At 47.7% G+C, this 20,500-nt stretch carries 14 protein-coding genes and 2 pseudogenes; 4 read left to right on the top strand and 12 right to left on the bottom strand.

Annotated elements, in window-relative coordinates; all coding sequences use genetic code 11:
- Positions 1-173 precede the first annotated feature (173 nt).
- Positions 174-1,499 (top strand): transposase, encoded by a 1,326-nt coding sequence (locus KDW_RS19510; protein ID WP_151757647.1) that lies wholly within the window; start codon positions 174-176, stop codon positions 1,497-1,499.
- Between the two features lie 1,082 nt (positions 1,500-2,581).
- Here KDW_RS19510 and KDW_RS19505 read toward each other — a convergent pair.
- The 4 genes and pseudogenes from KDW_RS19505 to KDW_RS19495 all read right to left on the bottom strand — a co-directional run bounded on the left by KDW_RS19505 (position 2,582) and on the right by KDW_RS19495 (position 6,136).
- A complete protein-coding gene (locus KDW_RS19505; RefSeq protein ID WP_151757646.1) occupies positions 2,582-3,067 on the bottom strand; it encodes a hypothetical protein in 486 nt (161 codons plus the stop codon).
- 686 nt (positions 3,068-3,753) lie between these two features.
- Complete coding sequence (locus tag KDW_RS19500) at positions 3,754-4,503, bottom strand: NADAR family protein (protein WP_443092588.1); 750 nt, start codon at positions 4,501-4,503, stop codon at positions 3,754-3,756.
- Between the two features lie 30 nt (positions 4,504-4,533).
- Positions 4,534-4,779: pseudogene (locus KDW_RS36465) on the bottom strand (DUF7638 domain-containing protein); the annotation flags it as partial.
- Between the two features lie 175 nt (positions 4,780-4,954).
- Positions 4,955-6,136 (bottom strand): toll/interleukin-1 receptor domain-containing protein, encoded by a 1,182-nt coding sequence (locus tag KDW_RS19495; protein ID WP_151757644.1) that lies wholly within the window; start codon positions 6,134-6,136, stop codon positions 4,955-4,957.
- A 294-nt stretch (positions 6,137-6,430) separates the two neighbouring features.
- Between KDW_RS19495 and KDW_RS19490 the strand changes: the two genes are divergently transcribed.
- Both KDW_RS19490 and KDW_RS19485 read left to right on the top strand, forming a co-directional pair.
- A complete protein-coding gene (locus KDW_RS19490; protein ID WP_151757643.1) occupies positions 6,431-7,021 on the top strand; it encodes an SMI1/KNR4 family protein in 591 nt (196 codons plus the stop codon).
- Between the two features lie 74 nt (positions 7,022-7,095).
- Positions 7,096-8,061 carry a phosphotransferase gene (locus KDW_RS19485; RefSeq protein ID WP_151757642.1) on the top strand — a complete coding sequence of 322 codons (966 nt, stop codon included), beginning with the start codon at positions 7,096-7,098 and terminating at the stop codon, positions 8,059-8,061.
- Here KDW_RS19485 and KDW_RS31870 read toward each other — a convergent pair.
- Positions 8,055-8,207 carry a hypothetical protein gene (locus KDW_RS31870; protein ID WP_162005411.1) on the bottom strand — a complete coding sequence of 51 codons (153 nt, stop codon included), beginning with the start codon at positions 8,205-8,207 and terminating at the stop codon, positions 8,055-8,057. The genes KDW_RS19485 and KDW_RS31870 overlap by 7 nt on opposite strands.
- A gap of 357 nt (positions 8,208-8,564) precedes the next feature.
- Between KDW_RS31870 and KDW_RS19480 the strand changes: the two genes are divergently transcribed.
- The gene (locus KDW_RS19480) at positions 8,565-9,137 is read left to right on the top strand and encodes a hypothetical protein (RefSeq protein ID WP_162005410.1); all 573 of its coding nucleotides are present in this window, start codon (positions 8,565-8,567) and stop codon (positions 9,135-9,137) included.
- Positions 9,138-9,440: 303 nt separating this feature from the next.
- Here the strand turns inward: KDW_RS19480 and KDW_RS19475 are convergent, their stop codons facing one another.
- The 7 genes and pseudogenes from KDW_RS19475 to KDW_RS19445 all read right to left on the bottom strand — a co-directional run bounded on the left by KDW_RS19475 (position 9,441) and on the right by KDW_RS19445 (position 20,427).
- Positions 9,441-12,116, bottom strand: a complete 2,676-nt coding sequence (locus KDW_RS19475) for a hypothetical protein (protein WP_162005409.1) — start codon at positions 12,114-12,116, stop codon at positions 9,441-9,443.
- Positions 12,100-13,809 (bottom strand): hypothetical protein, encoded by a 1,710-nt coding sequence (locus tag KDW_RS19470; protein ID WP_151757639.1) that lies wholly within the window; start codon positions 13,807-13,809, stop codon positions 12,100-12,102. Before KDW_RS19470 ends, KDW_RS19475 begins: the two co-directional genes overlap by 17 nt.
- A 110-nt stretch (positions 13,810-13,919) precedes the next feature.
- On the bottom strand, positions 13,920-14,129 hold the full coding sequence (locus KDW_RS19465; RefSeq protein ID WP_162005408.1) for a hypothetical protein: 210 nt from the start codon (positions 14,127-14,129) through the stop codon (positions 13,920-13,922).
- 67 nt (positions 14,130-14,196) lie between these two features.
- Positions 14,197-15,002: pseudogene (locus KDW_RS19460) on the bottom strand (IS5 family transposase).
- Between the two features lie 782 nt (positions 15,003-15,784).
- Entirely contained in the window at positions 15,785-17,782 is a 1,998-nt protein-coding gene (locus KDW_RS19455; RefSeq protein ID WP_151754490.1) for a hypothetical protein, read from the bottom strand.
- Positions 17,783-17,873: 91 nt separating this feature from the next.
- Entirely contained in the window at positions 17,874-19,037 is a 1,164-nt protein-coding gene (locus tag KDW_RS19450) for a lantibiotic dehydratase (RefSeq protein ID WP_151757637.1), read from the bottom strand.
- Between the two features lie 82 nt (positions 19,038-19,119).
- Positions 19,120-20,427, bottom strand: coding sequence for a lanthionine synthetase C family protein (locus tag KDW_RS19445; RefSeq protein WP_162005407.1), 1,308 nt, complete (start codon positions 20,425-20,427; stop codon positions 19,120-19,122).
- Between the last annotated feature and the right edge of the window lie 73 nt (positions 20,428-20,500).

Here is a 20,500-nt window from a genome sequence, read left to right as displayed (position 1 = left end):
ATCGCCGATGGGAACAGTTGGAAGTTTCAATCTCTACCGAGAGGGTGGGCATTAATGTAAAACTGAAAAGGACAACGATTAAAACCTCAAAAGTCCCGTATTGCTTGACAAAAAAAACGCTCCTTGGCAGAGTATATGTATCACCAAATCCTCTCCAAAAGGAGCTTTTTTGTATGATACCTTACTCTCTTACCTTTGACCAGCCCACGCTTGCCACCATGATTGAGCATGATGCTGTCGTTCAGCGCTATCGCACGTTCTTTTCCTTCATTGACTGGCGACCACTTCTTCAACCGCAGACGCAGCAACCCCGCTTGGGACGACCCTCGCATCCTGAGATTGCCTACGTCAAAGCCTTCCTGGTCAAGCTCATTGAAGGCAAAGAGTACGTGACCCAACTCCGTACATTCTTGCTTGAACATCCGCTGCTCATCCTTGAGTTAGGCTTTCGCCTCGTGCTCGATGCCACGAAACCCTACGGCTTCGATGCTCAACGAACCCTACCGAAGAAACGTTGGCTCACCAACAAACAACGAACCCTGGATCATGGAGTCGTGCAAAATCTCTTGCAGGCGAGCATTCATGCCTTACAAGCCGAAATTCCTGCCCTGGGCGAAACCATTGCCATCGATGTCAAACATATCTACGCCTGGGTCAAAGAGAACAACCCGAGGGTCAGTCTCCTTGGTCGCTTCTTCCCTGATCGACAACCATCAGGCGATCCCGATTGCAGGGTTGGTGTCAAAAAAAGCACCAATCTGGAACAAGCCGATGGGTCAAAAAAAGTGCAAAAGGAATGTCTGTGGGGCTATGGCAGTGGCGTGGTCGCGGCGACCACCCCCGACTACGGCGATGTCGTCCTGGCTGAGTACACCTTACCCTTCAATGAAGGTGATGTGACCTACTTCAAGCCCTTGTATATGCAAACCGTTGCCACCTTGGGGTCATTTCCCATCAATCTGACGGTCGATGCCGCCTATGATGCGTGGTATGTGTACCAACGCTGCGTCCACCACGGCGGAATTGCGGCAGTTCCACTCAATCAGCATGGACATCCTGTCTATGAACGCGCTCCTGATGGGGTGCCCCTGTGCCCAAAGAAACTGCGCATGCAGCCGACCTATCAGTTTGATCATACCAATGGCTATCGAGCTCAACGCTTTCGCTGTCCACTATTGCATCCCCAAGCTACTGGAGCCAGCTGTGATCATCCTCAATTTGTCAAAGGGAAAGGCTGTGTCAAAGATGTCAATTGGGAATTGGGGGGTCAGATACGCGTGCAACTCGATCGCAGCAGCCCGCACTACAAGGCCATCTACACGCAACGGACTTCATGCGAACGCATCAATAGTCAAGCCAAAGCACTCGGGATCGAACGACCAAAAGTCCGAAATCGACGATCGGTCCACATGCTCAATACGCTCATCTATCTCATCATCAATACACGGGCACTGCAACGAGCAAAATCGATCAACACACGACTTTTACAAATACATTAATGCCCACCCTCTACCGAGATGCTTCCGCTTCTGCAACCCTCAAAAGTTACACAGAAGGCGTGAATTACGCGCTGTTTCAATCTCTACCGAGATGCTTCCGCTTCTGCAACAATGATGTGTTCTCCATTGCCAAACCACAAATGATGGTTTCAATCTCTATCGAGAGGGGTGCAACTAAATCACAAATAGATTTATTCTCTGATTTACGACTATGTTTGTAGAGATTTTTCTATTTATACTGGCGCAAGTAATTCATTTATCAAAATTCATCATCACTTGCCAGAAATAGACTCCCTTTTAGCTTTGACTCGCCTCCCCTCCCTTTCTTCTTTTGGATAGCCCCATTCCTCACAGAACTTTTCTGAGCATTTCATTCAACATAAGCAAGAAAGCATTCTATTGTTGATGTAAACGATCATTACTCCATGCCAAATTCATCATTTCTATGGCTCTATCAATGATTTAGTTGCACCCCTCTATCGAGATGCTTCCGCTTCTGCAACCAAGTCTCATTTAAGCCATCCAAGAGTAATTGCGGATGTTTCAATCTCTACCGAGATGCTTCCGCTTCTGCAACCCCATTCTTCTCTCTACCCAACTCCCTGATCCAGTGTTTCAATCTCTACCGAGATGCTTCCGCTTCTGCAACCGATCCAACCATCTCCTCACCGCACAGGAAATCGCAGTTTCAATCTCTACCGAGATGCTTCCGCTTCTGCAACGATAGCGAGCCCCGGCGCGGGGTGGACGGCAATCTAGTTTCAATCTCTACCGAGATGCTTCCGCTTCTGCAACGGCTGCCTCGCGGCGCTTGTGAAGCGCGCTGAATGCACCAGTTGCGAGGCAGAAACTAAAAATGGGCTGAATGACCTGCTTTTTATCTCTATCACCTATACTATACACAAGTTCTGTATCCTTTACAAGGGCCTGAGGAGCCCATTGACACTATCACGTTGTTTTTGCGAGGCAGCGAGCTTAGCATTTTCACCACTTTGTGCCTCGCAACATGTTGTAATTAGAGGAGATGACATTTGCTCTTATCTACCTGATCGTCAACGTTGGCTCTCTCTAGTATGCGGTAGTTATTCTTGGTTATCTGTTCCTGTCTCCAGTTCAAAACTCAGGTGTAAGTGATCTGCGTAGATCTGATTATGGAAGGGATCGTTTTTAAAACCAGCGGTAGATGTATATCTCAGCGTTGCATGCCAGGCGGCAGGACCAAAAATGTGATCAGGTCGGTCCTGAGGGGAGAGACTGCGCAATATCCGGCCAACATCCACAATGTCAGGGTCGGTCTCGTGACCTGCGATGGATTTTCCGTCGATGGCGATGATGTCAACAGCACGGTAATAGTAGTGGCTATTTACAAAACCACCACGCGTCTTTGGCTCCATAGGATGACCAGTCTTGATCGTCGAAATATCTAGAGCATGCTGCTGAGCCAACGTTAGAAGCACAAACACCAGGCGTGTGTCCACGTTACCGCTTTTAAGATCTGCAAGAGCGGGTGCGGATGGTTTAAAAGTGGGTAGCGCGAGAAGTTGTTCACTCTGCGATGTCAGAACCACTGGTTACCTCCTAAAAGTTGCTTTTCCAAAGTCACACTTCCGGTTCCTGTTGCATTAGTCCTGGATAAGTTGATGGGCAAAACCGGCGCGTTCGCGGTCGTTCTTTTTTTCTCGGGCTTGCAGGATATCTGTGAGTTGTGCCGCCAAGCGCCACCTTGCTTGAGTGCGCAGTTAATCAAGCTGTCTTCTAAACGTAGATAGTGGCTGCAGGGAAGCGTGGATTGCACCATTCCGCCTTGATTGACGATGGTGCTACCAGAAGGCCTTTCCAGATAAATCAACTCTTCCCAATCACCATATCTAGCCAGGCCTGCATACTCACCACACATACACTCATAACAAAGCAAAAAAGCATAGCCTGGCACTCTCTCGCCTGACATAGAATGCATAGTACATTGCGAGGCGCGTAGAAATGCTAACCACGACACAACCTCGATCTCTCATTTTCCATCGGTTGTCAGTGTACGACGGCTTCTTTTCCAGTGTATGTACGCGGTAATCCAGTTATAAACCATATTTAGTACAAAGATGAAAAACGCGACAATGAGAAGTGTGGTATCCTCTCGATACCAACTTATACCCAACAATACGGCACCGATAATATATCCCATCATACCAATAATAGAATGTATGATCACTATACGAATAACTCGAGATCGCTTCATCAGATAATTTCCCACTCTCTATTAATGAGCACTCTCCACGAGTTCGGCCCGCACCAATTCAAGAATGCGACCCAGCCAGTTGCGTCCCTGGTCCAGTGCGCCCCAATAGCGACTGCGGTCCTGACCATTCAGGAGGCGGCCATCCCCCGTAGCCATCAACCTCTCAGCCAGGTCAGGATGCTGCTGAAACTTCGCTCGCACCAGGCGCGTCATCACCGCCAGACGCACTATATTCCAATCGGCTCGTAGCGGCGCCTGCTGCCCTATATTTTGTGCTTCTCCCGCCGTCGAGGCATCCATAATCCTCTCTCGCGCATCGGCATCAGTCGTCGCCAACGCCCAATAAGCATGCTCCACCATCGCATACATGTGTCCATCGACCGTGATCGGAACGGGATAGTCATTGGCCAGATAGAGTGCTCCGCGAGCCGGTGCTTGAAAACGTACGACCGAAGGGCTGGCTGTCACTGGAGCATCTTCCCAACGCGATGAAGCAGCCTGGAAGCGTTGATCTTCTAACTTCCGACTGCGAAAGTACTCCAGCGCCGCCTCATGGTCCGCCTGCTCCACCGCATCTTCAGGCGTCCCATCCGGCTTCACCGTCATCGGCTCACCGATTGGAATCAGTATCGTAAGCAGAGGCCAGTCCTTCACATCCTGATCATGGAGCAGAAAGCGACGCTGATGCTCTGGCACGGCCAGATACGCCTCCCGCAACGCCGCCAGCTGCTCAGCATCCTGTACCTCTACATAGCGATCAAGCGCCACCAGGCACCGCTCTTCTAGCGTTGGCCGCCCCGCCAGATACTCAATCTCATCCGCAACTTCCGCAATCAAACCCTCAGGCGTCATCATCATCCACGGCTCATCAAATTTCCACCTCGCCAGCTCATGAGCACTGCCCCACGCGCCCTGTGGAATTGTCGTCGCCACCCATACCCGCTGACGAAACGTTTCCAGATCCACCTGCCCCCGGCAATCAATCATCCCATCAGCATACACCTTGAGATCCCTCAAAAAATACGTACTATTCCTGATAAAGACATAGCGCCAACTCCCCGAATCCGCTCCCCATCCACCACCCGATACGTATAATTCCTATATGGCATACATCACTCCTGACTTACAAAAATGCATCACACATTCATTTCATTTGCCAATTGACCACAGATAATGAATTTCCCCTTCACATATCACGTCGTGAACAGCTTCGCAAAAACCTTCAGGAATTGTCCGAATTTACAATCGTTTCAATCACTCTCGTCCAGACTTCATCTTTCTCGTGTTTATTCACCTTACTCAATGGGTTAGATGGGTTATTCACGGCCTGAAAACGTGCCAGATTTGTGAGTCGGAACAGACACGGACCAAGAATAACGGGAAGGATCGTCACACCTTCTTCCTCTGAAGCTGCCAACAGCGGAGAAAGTTCATTGTCTAAGATAAAATCTGAAGCCAGGTAATCGACACTGATAAGCAACACAGCAACCCGAGTAGTGACGATCGCTTTTTTGATGGCATCATACCAATCTTGCCCGGGGTTAATCTGCGTATCATCCCACCACTCTACCTCTACCCATTTATGTAACTGGGCAGCTTTCAAGTGAATACGCAGGCGCTCCAGGTCATCCCTGTTTTCGTGGCTATAACTAATAAAAACCTTCGTGCGATTACTGCCAGGAGGTTCAGTGAGATCAGGCTGTTCTTCCGGAGAGATATCAGGGTATTGTATCTCCTGATGAGATACAATTTCTTTTTTAGGTGGATGGTTTTCATACAGGTACACCATCATCTGAAACGTATCGAAACCCTCGAACTGAGCATGCAACCGCAAAAATGTCAGTAATTGACGGTTCAGGGCCATGAGATCACCTTTAGGTTTTTCGCCAAACTGACGTAAGAAATATCTCAGATGCTCAGGATTTGCAATAGGCAGAAAATATTCTGGGAAGTAAAGATAGAGTGGTTTTGCTCGCAACGAATAGCGCCGACCCCCAAGAATTTTGTTACCAATAGCATCGAGGGCTTCGAACTGTTGAGCATTCGTTGCATTTATCAGTGCAAGTATGCCCGCTTTCATAGACGCCAAAGCAATCTCTTCATCCCCATACGAACTATTCCAACGCCAACGATTCTCACTTTTACTCCACCAGACACCAAACTTCGCAGAGGTACCACCACTGATACTTCCTAATGCTTTGGTCTTGAATTCTAACCAATAGCAGAAACTATCGGGTTTCCCCATGACGTACTGATCGAGCGTGATGTTTTTCAAGCTCTCGCTGGGGAAACGTTGCACAAAATCCTCGCGCAACATCTGTAGCTGAGGAGGAATGGTCTTGGGATGTTGTTGTAACCATAAGGTATTAAAAATAGTAGGTTGCCTATCTTTTTGAAACGTCATATGCCTTCCCTATATCATATATTTTGTAGAGCGTTATAAACGCCAACAAATCCTCTTTATGACGTATTACATAGATACATTTGATAATATACAATTCTATTTGCAAATAGTACACATAAAAAAGGAATTTCCAGAAACACTCTTCACAGAGAGAATTACCTCATAGAGGCGGTGATCCCCGCCCTCCCCGACTTCAATGGCTCTTTTATCTGGTGAACCAGATAGGATGGCTTGTCGGGATAGCAAAGGCATCGAAAAAAATTTGGCCGAGAAAAATGTTGAAGAGGAGAACGAATGGACGCAATTCAACACAGTTGGTGTCGCATTGAGACCTGGATGCAACATCATGCGCCCTATACATGGCCCAATCTCGCCCCTGGAACTTCTGACAGGGATGTACAACTGGCGGAAGAAATCCTGGGTATGACGTTACCTGCCGATTTTAAAGCCTTCTATCGTATACACAACGGCCAATTTTGGCTGGATCTTGTCTCGCACATGCAACTTCTTCCACTGCAAAAAGTAGTGAAAGTATGGATGGAAATGAAACAATTATGGGAAAATGGTGTATTTGAAGGATGCAAACCCTATTATTTCTTTGATGCTCTTTGTAAAGATTGGGAAACAGGCCCGATTCAACCTGTCTGGTGGCATCCGCGATGGATCCCCTTTGCTATGGATCGAGCTGGCAATTATTGCTGCCTGGACATGGCGCCTGATGTGGGTGGTACTAGCGGTCAGATCATCGATTGGGATCATGATTGCGGCCCATCGCGAACGCTTTTTCCCAGTTTTCAGTACTTGCTCTCTACCCTAGCAGATCAGGTAGAATCTGGCGACTGTGTTGATACAAAAGATGGCCTGGAGCTCCGTTCAAAAATGTAATCTAAATAGACAAGGTTTTTATCATGACAGATTGTAATATGAAGTGCGACACCCAGCAATAAGAAAAAAGGCTCATGGATAATACAACAAATGTTTCGCCTCATGATGTCCTAACCCATCTGCTCCAAACAACCATTACTCGTTATATTTCAGCAGAAGCGCAGATTGAGCAGATTACCTCATCGCCAATCACTCCGGGGCTCTCAGGTACCAGAATCCAGCGACATCACTTCACACTCAAGACTCCACAAGGCCCGAAACAGGCTTCATTGGTAACAAAGGAGGCGGGGCTTCTTGAACGACGCATCCTCACAATCTTGAACGAGCAAGCACAGCAAGCGATCCCATTCAGCCACACCCTTGATCTCACAACAGATGGGCCAGCTCTGCTATGCCTACAAGATATCAGCCCACAGCCAAAATCGGCATCCGAGCATGCCTCTCCTTCAAACCTGCTGATGCAGAAAGCACAGGGATTAGCTACCATCCATGCAACCAATCGTAGTCAACGAGGTGCATTCTCCTGGTTACCGCGTGCGGATCGCTCGTATGTGACAACCTACATTCAACAACGCTTCTGGCGACCAGCCTGGGAGCGTGTCGTTCATGACCCCGCATTTATCCAGCTTTTTGGTGCGGAAATTCCTCAGGTTGAGGCCGCAGCAGCGACTATTGCCGACGAGATGGACACCCTCTATCAAGAAGACAATACGCTGACGTTGGTCCACGCTGATTTAAATCCCAGCAATGTCATAGTGTACGAAAACGCTCCATACTTTATCGACTGGGAACTCCCCCGTTACGGATCGTTCTATCTGGACCTTCCTCATCTCTTTCCGGCTCTGGAGCAAGCAGAATATTATCGGCAAGCCCTAGAGGAAGCAGAAATACGCATTCTACCTGAAGATTTTGCAGTACGCTATCGCATCGCGGCACGCTTTGTCGGGCTGAGATACCTCTGGTTGCCTTTAAAAGCCTGGCAAGCGGACCATACAAGGACAACGTGGGTTCGTCATTACCTCTCCATGATCATTCAATGATCATACCGGTGTTCAAAGAAGATTGCCGGGGCCATAGAAACCTGAGCCAGAATGGTCGCCGAATTGGTAATAAGCGCCCAGCGAGTGAGCGTCGTTCCGCTAGCCGTGATGGTCTCGCACCGCGTGGGATGAAGATACAAAAGCATCGGAGATCCTTTTTTCTCTCTAGCTCATAACTCCAGATATGCACAATAAACATTGGAACTGTCTGAACAAGGCAGAGCAATCACGTCGCGTCAAAGGAGTACATGCGCGCTAATCTCATCAAATAATGAGAGCGACAGCCACAAACACATACTATCGATAGAACAGATAAACTCAAGCCTATCTCACGCAAACGCTGCTGTGCAGCGATGATATCTTCGGGGGGCTGCGTAGCTCTTCTCATCTTTGTATGATCTTAATCATTTCCCGTTATAATACAGTAGAACTACAAGAACGCGAAAAGAAACTATGAGGACGACATGTTTGGCTTCAACGCTTTAGTGAAAAGAAAATTGCGGATGGAACAACGCACTCAATCTACTGCGATTTCCGAGATTCCAGAAGAAGCGTACCGTTTTGCAGAAGATGCTCAAGTAGGATTCCCTTTGCGCCTCTACAAGATGCAGCAACGGGCATTATCTATGTATCAATGGATGCTCATCATGAGTATTGCTGGGGCTATTCTGGGTATTGCTGTTGGTTTTATCGGACTCTTTATTTTTTTGTACCGGTTTATCCCTCCCTGGGAAAGCTTTGTTTACTATGCACCAACTGGCATCTTTCTTCCCTGGTTCACCGGTCTTGCATTCAGTGGATATGCTATTGCGTTAAAATGGTTATACAAACGTGGACTTCCTATCTCTGTTTTAGTCTGCAGTAAAGGTCTACTTGTAATTCGTCCTAAGGGAGTTGAGATAACACAATGGAATGAGGTGAACTATGTTGTCAAATTCTCAGATGGCTACAGCAGAAAAATTATACTCGGCCGGAGCCATCGTAAATCACTCACCTTGGGCAGTGCACTTGAAGATCTGGACGGTTTACAGGTCCAGATTGAGCAGCATATCAAAAAAGGGATTGTGCAAGAATAGATTACTCAGAGAAGGCAATATAACCTATGTATTTTTACGCTGAGGTGAATGAATTTGACACAAAAGCTAGTGCAAGCATCAAGGCTTGACTTCCTACAGGCTCCTTTTGAACTCCTTGTACGCGACGGGTGGTTCTCAGAAACTGGATTAGAGGCAGCAATTCGACAATGGTACAGTGACGGTATATCTTCTTACCACAAAAAAGAGTTTCCTCAGAAACTTACCCTACCCTCACATGCCATTGCAGGTTAAAGTGGAGTAGAACCATTTTACTGAGTATTGGGCAAAACACGTGATCACTGCCTATTCTAGGAGGGATGAAAAAGCTTGTAACAACCAGAGATTGGCAATTTGACAACCTTTAAAAACTTGTGTTTTTCCTTGGACTGCGCTCTTATGTGTAAGTTTAGCTTCGTTCAAATTGTATACAAGTAAATCACTCTTGTCATTCCAATACATCTGAAAAATACTTCTATGTGAGCCCTGAGTTCTAGAGGTTGTTATCCAATCAGCTAAAATAGCCAGGACATAGCTATGGGCACCAATATCCTGACTTGACTTAATCATAAGAGATTTTCCTTGCTCAAAACCCTGGTCCTTCATTGTTACATTCACTACTTGATATTTCTTTGTGAGTATTTCACAATAACGATCCCATGAAAAATATTTTTGGGTCTGCTCGATTTTTTGTAATAGAAGAGCCGGGTTACTCGCTGGCTGCTCTAGATAAATGAGTGCTCGTTCCATGGTCTCTGGAGTGAAAAGTCCAACTGTATCGCCAGCCTGATAAAGACGAGCGATCGTAACAGGAGCCAGAGGTTGCATAGCTCCCGACACATTCAGTATCCGATGAGCAGCCGCTAATGTAAGAGCATCAGCTTGATTATCTAGTAGGAATGTAGCTGCTCCATATGCGCTCTCTTCTTGCAAGGATGACCAATAGCCATCTTCTGCATCATTTCCCCAGAAGGCTGAAAAGAGATCAAAACATAATTGACCATATTCATGTGGGACAAAAATGGTACCCTGAGTCTCTTTCCGTTTCCAGCAAAATTCGAGCACGTTCAGGAAACGAATATAGTTTGCAACTACCCAGTCCTGAGGCATTGTTTGGTAAAACTCTGGTATACGCAGGCCATTGATAAAACGACGTATTCTATTTCGTAATAGCATCCGTATTTTTGAGCTCACCGATCGAGGTTGTTCGAATGCATTATTCCATTGAGGTATGCCCAAAAGCTCCTCTTCCTCGCTATCAGTGAGCTCGGGCCGTTCGGCAAGATTGAGTTGTTGATCTTCCAATTTCTTGAAATAGGCATTAATCTCATCTAGCCAGAAGAAGGAGGATGCCTGACGAATACCAGTCGATGATGTTTGATCAAGATAAGAGCGATGTCGTTGAAGTACAACATGAATGTCAATCGTACTAAAATCTATTGGCTCCCCTTTTTGTTCGGCTTCCTTCCGCTCCTCCTCAGCAGTTGGTTGAGCAGCTCCCAGGGCACTTCGTTTTATATCATAGGGATCAAGAATAAGAATATCGGATAGTTGGTGAAGAAATGACAGTAGCTCACTATCGCCACTATAGATAAGACTCATGAGAGACGGCGATGGCGTATGCACTTTCTCTTGAGAGAGCTCGCGTAGCTCCTTCATATACATAATGATTACTTCATTGCTGGCTTGATCATTAAGCCAGCGTAGCTGCACAATGCGAGGAAAGAAGCCGTTATGTAGCGGAATAGTATAGGATTCGCTCTTACAGACAATCTGGTAACCTTTATCGGAGTAATCAAAGTACGCAAGCGCGTCTGGTGGGCATGTATCACGCAGGTTAAGAGTCAATGTAGAGGCTTCTATTGAAGCTCCTAACAAGAGAGGTTCCTCTCTTTTCTTCTCCCCCGCTGGTCCAGGACCATTCTCACGCCACTGTAATGACTGCCAATTCTCAAATGGCTTTAGACTCACAACGCTATCTTCATGGAAAAGAATATTTTTCAGTCGTTGTCCCTTAAGCAATATCGCGGTTTCCAGATTTGCTTGTTTAATGGTACTTAACAGTGCAGGTGCAGATAAATTTGGTGAACCAGTACAGAGGATATCCTCACCGGTATCTAAGGTCAGCAAAATACCTTTTGCATGAATCATTTGCTTTTTTGTGCCTTGCTGCAGCTCAACAAAATCCCACTGAATATTCGGAGTAGAGTTCACGAATACAGCTAACAATTGTCCATCAATATTGGTTATCTCTGATTGCATGGCGAGGGTAACTTTTTGGGGACGTAATTTCTCCACTAAGGCCTTCAGGGCCTTCAGTTGTCGATCAGCAAACGGAGCCCACGCAAAAAGTCCGATAACTTCATGCGTGGATACAGCACGAACAAGCTGATCTAATAATGGCTCGTGCAAATTATGGCACAGGCACGGTTCATGGCTATTCGCAAGTAAGCCAGGTGCTAGCTTAGACATTTCCTGCACATGCCAGGGAAAACGCTCATTGATAGCGACCGTTCGGGATAACGCATCATAGAATGCCCAGATTTCACGAGCTAACGACGGGACCAGTCTCTCTTTCCACTCCACTTTCGTAAAGAGTTCTCCGCCTGTGGTCATACTAAAGGTACTAAGGTTTCCACTTCCCACGAGAGCCATTCCGCTTGTCTGATTTGCCGCTAATATTACTTTGGCGTGAAAAGCCCCAGGTATATTCACACCGCAAAGGGTATATTGTTTTCCTGCATCACGAATTTGTTCACGCTCAAACCAGATAGGCAAGCGTTTCGCAATCCAATTGGCATCGGCAACAACAGTCACTGAGCGGGTACCACGCTGGATAAGAATAGGTAAAAGATATGTTTCAAAGAATGGAAGATCGAAAGAATATGTAAGAAAAATAATATGTTGCCATCGACCTTGTTCAAACAGTAATTTGAGATTAAGAGGTGATCGCGGTTCGGCGATTTCAGAAAGGCTCTGCATTAAGAATCTCCCATCCATAGGTAGTTGGTCCATGCGACGGCTTTGTCAAACTCGCGCTGATCAAATCGAGACCGTATAGTGCTTCGCTGATAGCCTCAAAGCGAACTGAAATCGAGCTTATATCTACATTCGAGTATGGAGTAAAGCGTACTCCATCTTCCTCTTCGTGAAAACGGAATGTATCAGCATTGCTATTTAGTTTACTCAAGGCAACACGTATGTGTTGAGAGACAATCATTTCTTGCATCAGTTGCTCAAAAGTTTGAGAAGCAGGCATGTCATGGGCAATCTGATCTGCCAACCAATCAAAAATATAATTCGTCGATAAACGATCTCTATTACCTTCTCGTAAAAGTGCCACTTCTTCAACCAAGAAACCTTGTTGCTGTTGAATGCGAGCATATCTTCGTTGCGAAACAAGCAAGGTAAGAAAAGTCATCGCTGGATTATTTTGACGCAAACGACTTCGCTCCGATATTTTTTCTATTTCGCCCTTTTGAGCCCTAAGTGGCCACGCACCAGAACTAATATTGTCATCTATCATAGTCGACAATTGACCAAGTGATAGATCTTGCAGCGTTTTTTCGCCAATGGACGGCAGAGTCAGAGAAAGTGTAGAAATATATTGAACATATTCTCGAATAGGCAATGGAGTAAAGAGGCCACCTCGACTATTGCCCCATGACACAAAATCACGAAAGATACCATTCAGCGCACCTACAACCCACTCCCTCAGTTGAATAAGCCACCATTGACGCCAGGTCCCTTGTATCCGTTGCCGCTCAGGATACCATGCTGCTCCATTCTCACTATGCCCATAGTAAAGAAGGTTTCGGAATATATCTTCTTGCGATAAAGCTATATTCTGCGTCTGATCAGCCAGATCCAAAAACATACGGACAGTTTCAGCGCGTTGCCTCCTTCGATAGAGAAGATATTCTTTATCAATCGCTTGCGGCTCTTTATGAAAAGTTGCCTGTGCCTTACCCAGTAAAACATCGGTAAGCAACCGACGTTCAGGCTCATGATGACGCAACAGGCAGAAACAACTTACTTCGCCAAGCTCCCTGACAACATTCAACGGGATCTCATCAATATCCTTATCAATAAATTCTTTGACATACCTTGTTTCTGCAATTGCAGAGGCAAAAGTATTGGCCACGACTGTTCCCAATTCGCCCCAGGCAATGTCAAAATAAATATCCTCTCGAATGTTTTCTGGATGCAAAACGAGTTCTAGATCAGCCATAGCGCCGCGGTAAATTTGTCCGTATCCACCCATTGATTGTTGCAAATAACTTCCCAATTCGCCCTCAAGGCTAACTGGAAGGGAGGTTGTAGTAGATTGGTTCCGTCTAAGCCAGGGACCTAGTGTATCAGATCCAACAACATTGCGTAGGAATTCGGGTAGATGATGAAGAAGCGCGGCACTAGCAAAAACAATCTCACGTGACTTCAAATATCTCCCCAGCACAGGATTCTTCGTTGTCTTTGTAGGTTTTTGGGTGTCTTGAAAACGCTTAATGAGGTAGGTATAGATACTCCAATATCGTGGATGGCGCGAAAGCACAGGAAGTCCAGGTGCCAATTTAGTTGCAAGGATATTGAGTGAAACCGCTTCCAATCCAAGAGGATAACGTCCGGCAATCGACTGAAAGGATGGTACAGTCCACTGAGGTAGTAACTCATCCATACAAAAATCCCTTTTACTTTCTCATAAAGCACTACAAAGCCTGATTAAGCAGCAATATACATCCATTTTCTATTTGCCACTTGTATACAGCATCAGTAATGTTGATCAAACTAACGAGAAGAGTCTGACTGCTTGTACTTATTTAATTCGTGCTGTGCCCATTCTACTACAGCTTTTGATAATGTAGTTGTAAGCCAAGTATCGTTTAAACCGTATTCCTTCTGCGAGGATGCAATAATTTTAGCGACTCTTTCTATACCTAACTCTTTTAGAATCATTGGGACGATGATTTTAAAATCACCTGCGATAAGATTGGCCATACTTTGGGTATACCCTATAGCAATTAAACTTTGTTCCACTGCTGCTGGACTAGGGTGTGTTTGCAAATCATAACCAAAGCAGAATAGAGGCAAGCGTGACCATAGCCAGGAAGTTGACCGCCCGCTTCTCATAGCGGGTGGCTACTCGCCGAAACTGCTTGAGACGATTGATCGTGCGTTCAACGCGGTTCCGCTTTTTATATACGGCTCGGTTAAATGGCCCGGTGCGCGTCTCGTCGCTGCGGCGGGGAATCGTGTAATCAATTCCTCGCTTTTTGAGGTACCGCCGGATCTTACGACTACTGTAGGCTTTGTCTCCCAGGACCCGCTTTGGCCGTAGCTTGGGACGGCCTCGTCCTGCTCTCTTGACAGCCCCTTGCTCCATCAGGCATTCGAATTTGGTCGTTTCATGGCGATGTCCTGCCGTAAGCACAACCGTCATCGGTTTCCCTTGACCTTCCACTCGCAAATGCACTTTCGTGCTGAAACCGCCTTGACTCTTGCCTAATGCTTCTTGATTTTGATCCCCCCTTTTGCTCCTGCTGCATGTTGGTGGGCACGAATCACGGTACTATCAACGCTATGCGTTTCCCAATCAATGTGGCCTGCGGCATCGCTTTGTTGCTGCAGGGCTTGCAGGACGTGCTGCCAGATTCCCGCCTTGACCCAGCGATAAAATCGGCTTGCCACGGTTCTCCACGGACCATATCGCTCGGGAAGATCTCTCCAAGGGGCTCCCGTCCGTAAAATCCAAAGAATGCCATTCAGAATCAGACGATGATCATGTGCTGGACGACCCACATGGGGCTTTTGCGGCGGCAGCAAGGGGGCCAGCTTTTCCCATTGCTCATCGCTCAATTCGCCTCTTCTCATACTCCTTTCTATCGGCTATTTGCAAACACGCCCTAGTATCAGGCCGCTTCCTTCTCATTCGCTCAGTCCTTTTGAGCTATAAAGAACATCCACCATTTTAAATAGCCAATATACTTATATAGCAACAATTATAACATGCAATTTAGTTACCACTCTCACTATTTTAAAGTACAATGTGGCAATTTCGAATAGAAAAACAGTAAATTTAAACAATATCAACTTAATATAAATATTAATAATGTAAAGTCTCCTTACTATATGAATCAATAATAACTTAATAGCAAAAAATATTAGCCTCCTTATATGTCATGAAATACTTACAACTACCACTTTGCCTACTTCTACAATTGCGTCTGACATTATAAGAAATGCATGGACATATTTATATAATAAAATATGTAATCTTAACATACAAAAGCTTTACTTGCTGAATTTAAATATGTTATAATTATGAACCAAATATCTATCTATTAGTGTTTTCTCATACTTTTCTTTTCTATATATGCTTACAACTAGGGAGTTCAAAAATGGTCAGAATCTATCCAGAAGAACTATCTAACCCTGTGCGAAAAGATCCCAAAAAAAGAGCTGAAATCAAATTATATGATGCATTCCGGCAACCCACGGGATGCGCAACGAGGTAAACTCAGGCAATGGAATCAATTGAAAACCTCAACAGGAAAAGGAAAGGAAGCAAAAGCCTTGCATCGATAGACTTCGATGAAGAGGTGATGCCCAGCCAGCAGCGCATCGGAAGGGTTGCCAAAGACAGGAAAAAAGGCTTACGCGACGGCTTGAGCAGGAGGGCCAAACGTTTCGAAGAAGCGGACGGGCAGGCCATGTAAAAGAACAGAGAGCCTGGGAGCATCAGCGGAACGGGCATTGCGAGCGAGGCGCTGGGACCAGGAGAGCCGATAATGAGCACGCTGCTCGCGAGTCAGCAGCGTCTCGTCTGGCTTCAGAGGATGTGCTGGCTGTGAGGACTGAGGGCAAGCTTCCCAGGAAAAGGTGGCTGTTTCTCGCCGTAGGAGCTGGGTCCAGTGACGGCGCACAGAGCGACGAGGCCAATCGCGCCAGAGCAAGGGAGCCGACGGAGACACGACGGGAACATGCGGCAAGGATGGCACCGCAGGAGCAGAGAGCGGATCAGGAGGCAGAGGCCAGAAGACGGCACTGACGCGGCGTGGTTTTTTGGTGGAAGGATGTTCTTGACACTGCTCGCGCAAGGGGCAAGCCCGACAGAAGCCAATGCGGCCCGCATACAAGACACGCAGAGAGCCATCATGTTCGGGTCGACGCTCTTGCGCGTACAGCGGATGATCAGCGGGACAGCGCAAGGTACCGTCGGGTTGCAGCGTAAACACTGAGCCAGGAAAACCGCCGGTAAACGAGCGTTTGGCCCACTGCGCAGGACCATAGATTACCGGAGCGGCTGACCCACTGGGAACGGCTGGCTCACTGAGAGCGACTGGCAAAACTGCGTGAGCCGGAGCAAATTCGGTCGTGCGCACTGTTGCGGGAGTCAGATGCAGGCCGAGTTCCATCCGCAGGTTCCAGAGCCACTGAACCAGGATCTGGAAGCATTCCTGTCCCCAGGCCGTGTGAGAGACCCAACGGTCAGCGTCCTGTTCACCATCTTCATCCGCCAGCACGGTTTCAAAAGAACCGCGATGCAGATACACATCCAGGACATCTTTGGCGCTGAAGGCAGGGCAAGGCAGCGTTGAAACAAAGAGCTCGTAGACAGTCTCCGCTCGCTGCTCCCCAACGGAGGGAGGGTCTGAGGTGGCTGGATGGGTCGCCACGATCACGCGTACCAGAGGCCCCGTAGGGGAAAGCGGGACGGCTGGACAATCAAACAGGGTCCGGGTCATCTGGCTTTCGGGGTGCGTACAGGTGGCAGCGGGAGCGGCAGCCAACACGGCCTGCATTTCCGCCACATCCAGCAGGTGGTAATCCTTGTGGCGGGCCACCACTGCCAGGCCCGAGGTGAGGACATCGCAGAGAGGAGCAGCATTGCCATACAGGCCGTCGAGGCGGATGACGATCTGCTGGGCAGGTACACCAACCTGCTTTCCATAGTCGAGCAGAACCTGGATCGCTCGCAGCAGTTCGCCCCGGTAATCGCCGTTGCCCGACCCTCCAAAGGTTCCCAGAAACTGATGGGTATGAGCTTGGAGCACCACGGTCCTGGTGCGTACGACTTCCCCGCGCTTGCGGCCCTGATACCCTTTGGCGCACACCTGGTCAAAGCGACGGCGCGCAGCAGGCAGCGACTCGGCCTGGGGCAAGGCGCGTTGGCGAGCGACCTTTCGGGTGCCATCCACATCCGCGACCAGCCAGCTCTGCCCACACCGATCGATGATCCCGCCGGGATCAGGAAACGACGTGCGGGCCTGCACGTCTTGCTGGAAGAGGGTACGCATGTTTTCGACGCTGGCCTGATCCAGCGCCGCCAAAAAGCGAGAGAGCGCGGAGCGCGAGGGCAAACGCTGGCGGCCAAAGAAGGCCATGAACTCGTCGGCAAACGGCACAAGGCGCTCGTAAAAGGCTTGCAAGGTCGGTTCACCGGAAAGCGCGTAGCCGACGAGGACCACGACAAAATCGATGAGATCGTAGGTCCCCATCCGGGCGCGCGCGAAGCGGACTCGTTGGGTGATAGCCGTGAGAATACCCGTCTGGGTGAGGCTCTGAGCAAAAGCTGCCGCTTCTCCCATCCAATTGGGAGTGGAAGGTTGCGACTCTGGAGTCGTCTGGACGGTGGTGGTCGAATGCGTCATACTAGAAAGGTGTCCTCCTTCTGAGAAAAATTTTGAGGTTTCTTCTCTTATAGGAGACACTTTTTTTTAGCGTTTCGCCAGTCTCTGCGGATCAGTTACAAATCTCGTTGCGCATCCCGTGGGTACTAAGACGCAGCAAAACGTCTGCGGCCTCTTCGACAGAGACAGCAACGCTCGTATGAAGAGAAGGCTTCTCCATCATCAGAGCCGCATCGACCTGCACCAGGGGATGACGATACCCTGGGACCAACGTATCTTGGAGCACAAACAATTTGGAGAATTGCTCCTCCAATGCATCACAAGCAGATATGCCAACTCGCTGAATGGAATTGAGTGATTGTTCCAATGATGTAAGCTCGTCTTGCAAACGTTGTCCCCATGGCGATTGAGGTAATGTCTGCATTTGTTTCAACACAAATGCAGTGGGTTCGCCACCTGTCAATGGCGGATGAAGCATACTGATAAAGACATGAGCATTCCAAAGTTGCTGAAGCACTATATGGATCTGTGGCTCAAGCAGTTCTGGAAAAGAATACGAAATAGAATCAACTAGATCAGTATATAAAATAGGCTGACGTGCGATTTCTAGAATATGTCGTAAGAGTGGAGCAGCACGCAGAGAAAGCGTCTCTTTCCCAACATTCCCAAATCCATCCACAGAAGCAATGAGCACGCGATTCCCAACAACGTGTGCTGTCGAGTTCACCATCAAACGCATCTGTGCCAGAGCATGCTTTTGCTGTTCTCGATCACGCAAAAAAGCATATAACCACCCTATATCAGGCCGGACATGTAAATGATCAAAGGCTCGTTCACCAAGAGTAAGCCGGGTCGTATCAGCAATGGTTCCAAGAGCGACCCCAGCAAAGAGTCCAAAGGGTGTAGCGCGGGTACTCATACGCACCACATACCTGATAAGTCGTGAATAAACACGTTTCATCCGAACTGGCGAGGCTGTATCATATTGGAGACGTGAGAACCCCCGTACCAAATCTTGACTTGCCAGCGATAAAGCAACCCGTAAAAATTCAGAATCAGTCATCAGCGCACGCACCTGATCGTATCCTTGTTGTAGTAAACAGGAAAACACCTCGTCAAGCTTATCTTCCTGACTCGTCTCCAGCAGGCAGCCCTGCTCAGTCAGGTGTAAAAAGGTGGTGAGAGGAAACGCTGGTACGCGTACCAAAAAAGTTCCTTTTGAACAATAGATAGTTTGATCGGGTGCCAGGGTAAAAAGCCCATGCTGTGTTTCCATACGTCTCTCCTTTCTGGAATCATAGAAAGGTCATGCCATTTCTTTGAAGTTTTTTTCTAGAGCAGCACAAATGGTGCTTACCTTATGAGAGCAAGAGAGCACGATCCCAAACGGGTGCAATATTCGTGCTGGCTGCTAAAAGAGCAAGCAAGGTGCCTGATACGCCAAGAAAAAGACCAGGAGAATTCACAGAGTGGCCCGGCCGAAACACATACCTGAATCCAACGGGAGTATCCATATGAACTTCCGCAAGAATCCGCTCAACCAGCCTCGTGATCTGGTCTCGTACGTCACTTCGACCAGTTTCTTGAAAAAAGTGGGTAGATATGAGCAATAGACCACTTTGACCGTGGCAAAGGGTCAAAGGATCGACCTGGCGGCTTTCAATAGGACGCATAATCAGGGCATCCAAACCATGGAGAATCTGTTTCTGAAGCATTACATCGGACAATGCTTGCCCAGCAATTTGCAAACTCCTGAGAACACCCGGAGCACCATAACACCAGCCAGACCGTGCTGGTACCTGAAACCTCTCAGGCTCTGGAGAAGATCGTATCGGGATAATGTCTGGCCAGTCTATGCCCCATGGGGTCGTAACATAGTGTGATGCTAACCAGGAAGCTAGCATCTGCATAGCCGCAAATTGTCCATCGATACGATAGCCTGTCTGCCAGGCTAAAGAAAGGGCGACTAAAGGACCAGGTATGCCATGAGCTAGCCCACAATTGATCACAGGTAATGTCAAATACCGTTGTCGGGCCGTTGGAAAGAAGGTAGCAGGGACAGCCCATCGTTGATAGTGCTGCTTCTCACCTGTCACGAATTGAAGAAGATGATGGATTAGGCGCTCAATTGCCTCCTGAATAATCCCTCTATGAACACCTGTACGCACCAAAGAGGCAAGCGCACCAGAAACGCCAACAATAAGATCATATTGGAGCAGCAATTGATTATCAATGGACATCCACCAATTGTAATCAAGGACTTGACGGGCCAAACGTTCATCCAAATCGTGTCGAATCCTGGTAAAACGTTCATCCTGATCGCAAAAAAGGGACAGCAACAATGTCATCCCAGCTGTTCCTTTGGAAAGATTGGGACGATCTAAGGGATGCGTATGGGTAGCTTCAACGGCTCGATCAAGATAGACATAGGCAACATCCAGCCATTTCTTTTCCTGAGTACCACGCGCAAGAAAAAGATAGAATAGTGCCAGGCCAGGAAATCCAGCCGCCAGGGAAGCATCCCACCAATACAAAGGGTCCACGTCATGGGTCAGAGCAGTAACGACATCTGGATCAGCCAACCGATCAGCGATAGGTAAAATCACTTGAAAAACGCGCTCACATAGTGACGGATCAACCGATACCATCCAGGAATACTGAGTCACACGCATTACTCCTTTCTCTCGGCAAACGAACAACGGCCCGGAAGAGCCGTTGTTCGTTTAGGCGCAAACTGCC

It is taken from the genome of Dictyobacter vulcani (assembly GCF_008974265.1).
Lineage (GTDB): Bacteria > Chloroflexota > Ktedonobacteria > Ktedonobacterales > Ktedonobacteraceae > Dictyobacter > Dictyobacter vulcani.
The sequence above is the reverse complement of the archived record's forward strand: the minus strand, read 5'-3'. Positions and strand labels throughout refer to the sequence as shown.

Excerpts from the sequence above, each read along its gene's own strand:
- KDW_RS19510 (WP_151757647.1), top strand. The coding sequence starts at position 174 with ATGATACCTTACTCTCTTACCTTTGACCAGCCCACGCTTGCCACCATG.
- KDW_RS19495 (WP_151757644.1), bottom strand. The coding sequence starts at position 6,136 with ATGACGTTTCAAAAAGATAGGCAACCTACTATTTTTAATACCTTATGG.
- KDW_RS19490 (WP_151757643.1), top strand. The coding sequence starts at position 6,431 with ATGGACGCAATTCAACACAGTTGGTGTCGCATTGAGACCTGGATGCAA.
- KDW_RS19485 (WP_151757642.1), top strand. The coding sequence starts at position 7,096 with ATGGATAATACAACAAATGTTTCGCCTCATGATGTCCTAACCCATCTG.
- KDW_RS31870 (WP_162005411.1), bottom strand. The coding sequence starts at position 8,207 with ATGCTTTTGTATCTTCATCCCACGCGGTGCGAGACCATCACGGCTAGC.
- KDW_RS19480 (WP_162005410.1), top strand. The coding sequence starts at position 8,565 with ATGGAACAACGCACTCAATCTACTGCGATTTCCGAGATTCCAGAAGAA.
- KDW_RS19475 (WP_162005409.1), bottom strand. The coding sequence starts at position 12,116 with ATGCAGAGCCTTTCTGAAATCGCCGAACCGCGATCACCTCTTAATCTC.
- KDW_RS19470 (WP_151757639.1), bottom strand. The coding sequence starts at position 13,809 with ATGGATGAGTTACTACCTCAGTGGACTGTACCATCCTTTCAGTCGATT.
- KDW_RS19465 (WP_162005408.1), bottom strand. The coding sequence starts at position 14,129 with ATGGCCAATCTTATCGCAGGTGATTTTAAAATCATCGTCCCAATGATT.
- KDW_RS19455 (WP_151754490.1), bottom strand. The coding sequence starts at position 17,782 with ATGACGCATTCGACCACCACCGTCCAGACGACTCCAGAGTCGCAACCT.
- KDW_RS19450 (WP_151757637.1), bottom strand. The coding sequence starts at position 19,037 with ATGGAAACACAGCATGGGCTTTTTACCCTGGCACCCGATCAAACTATC.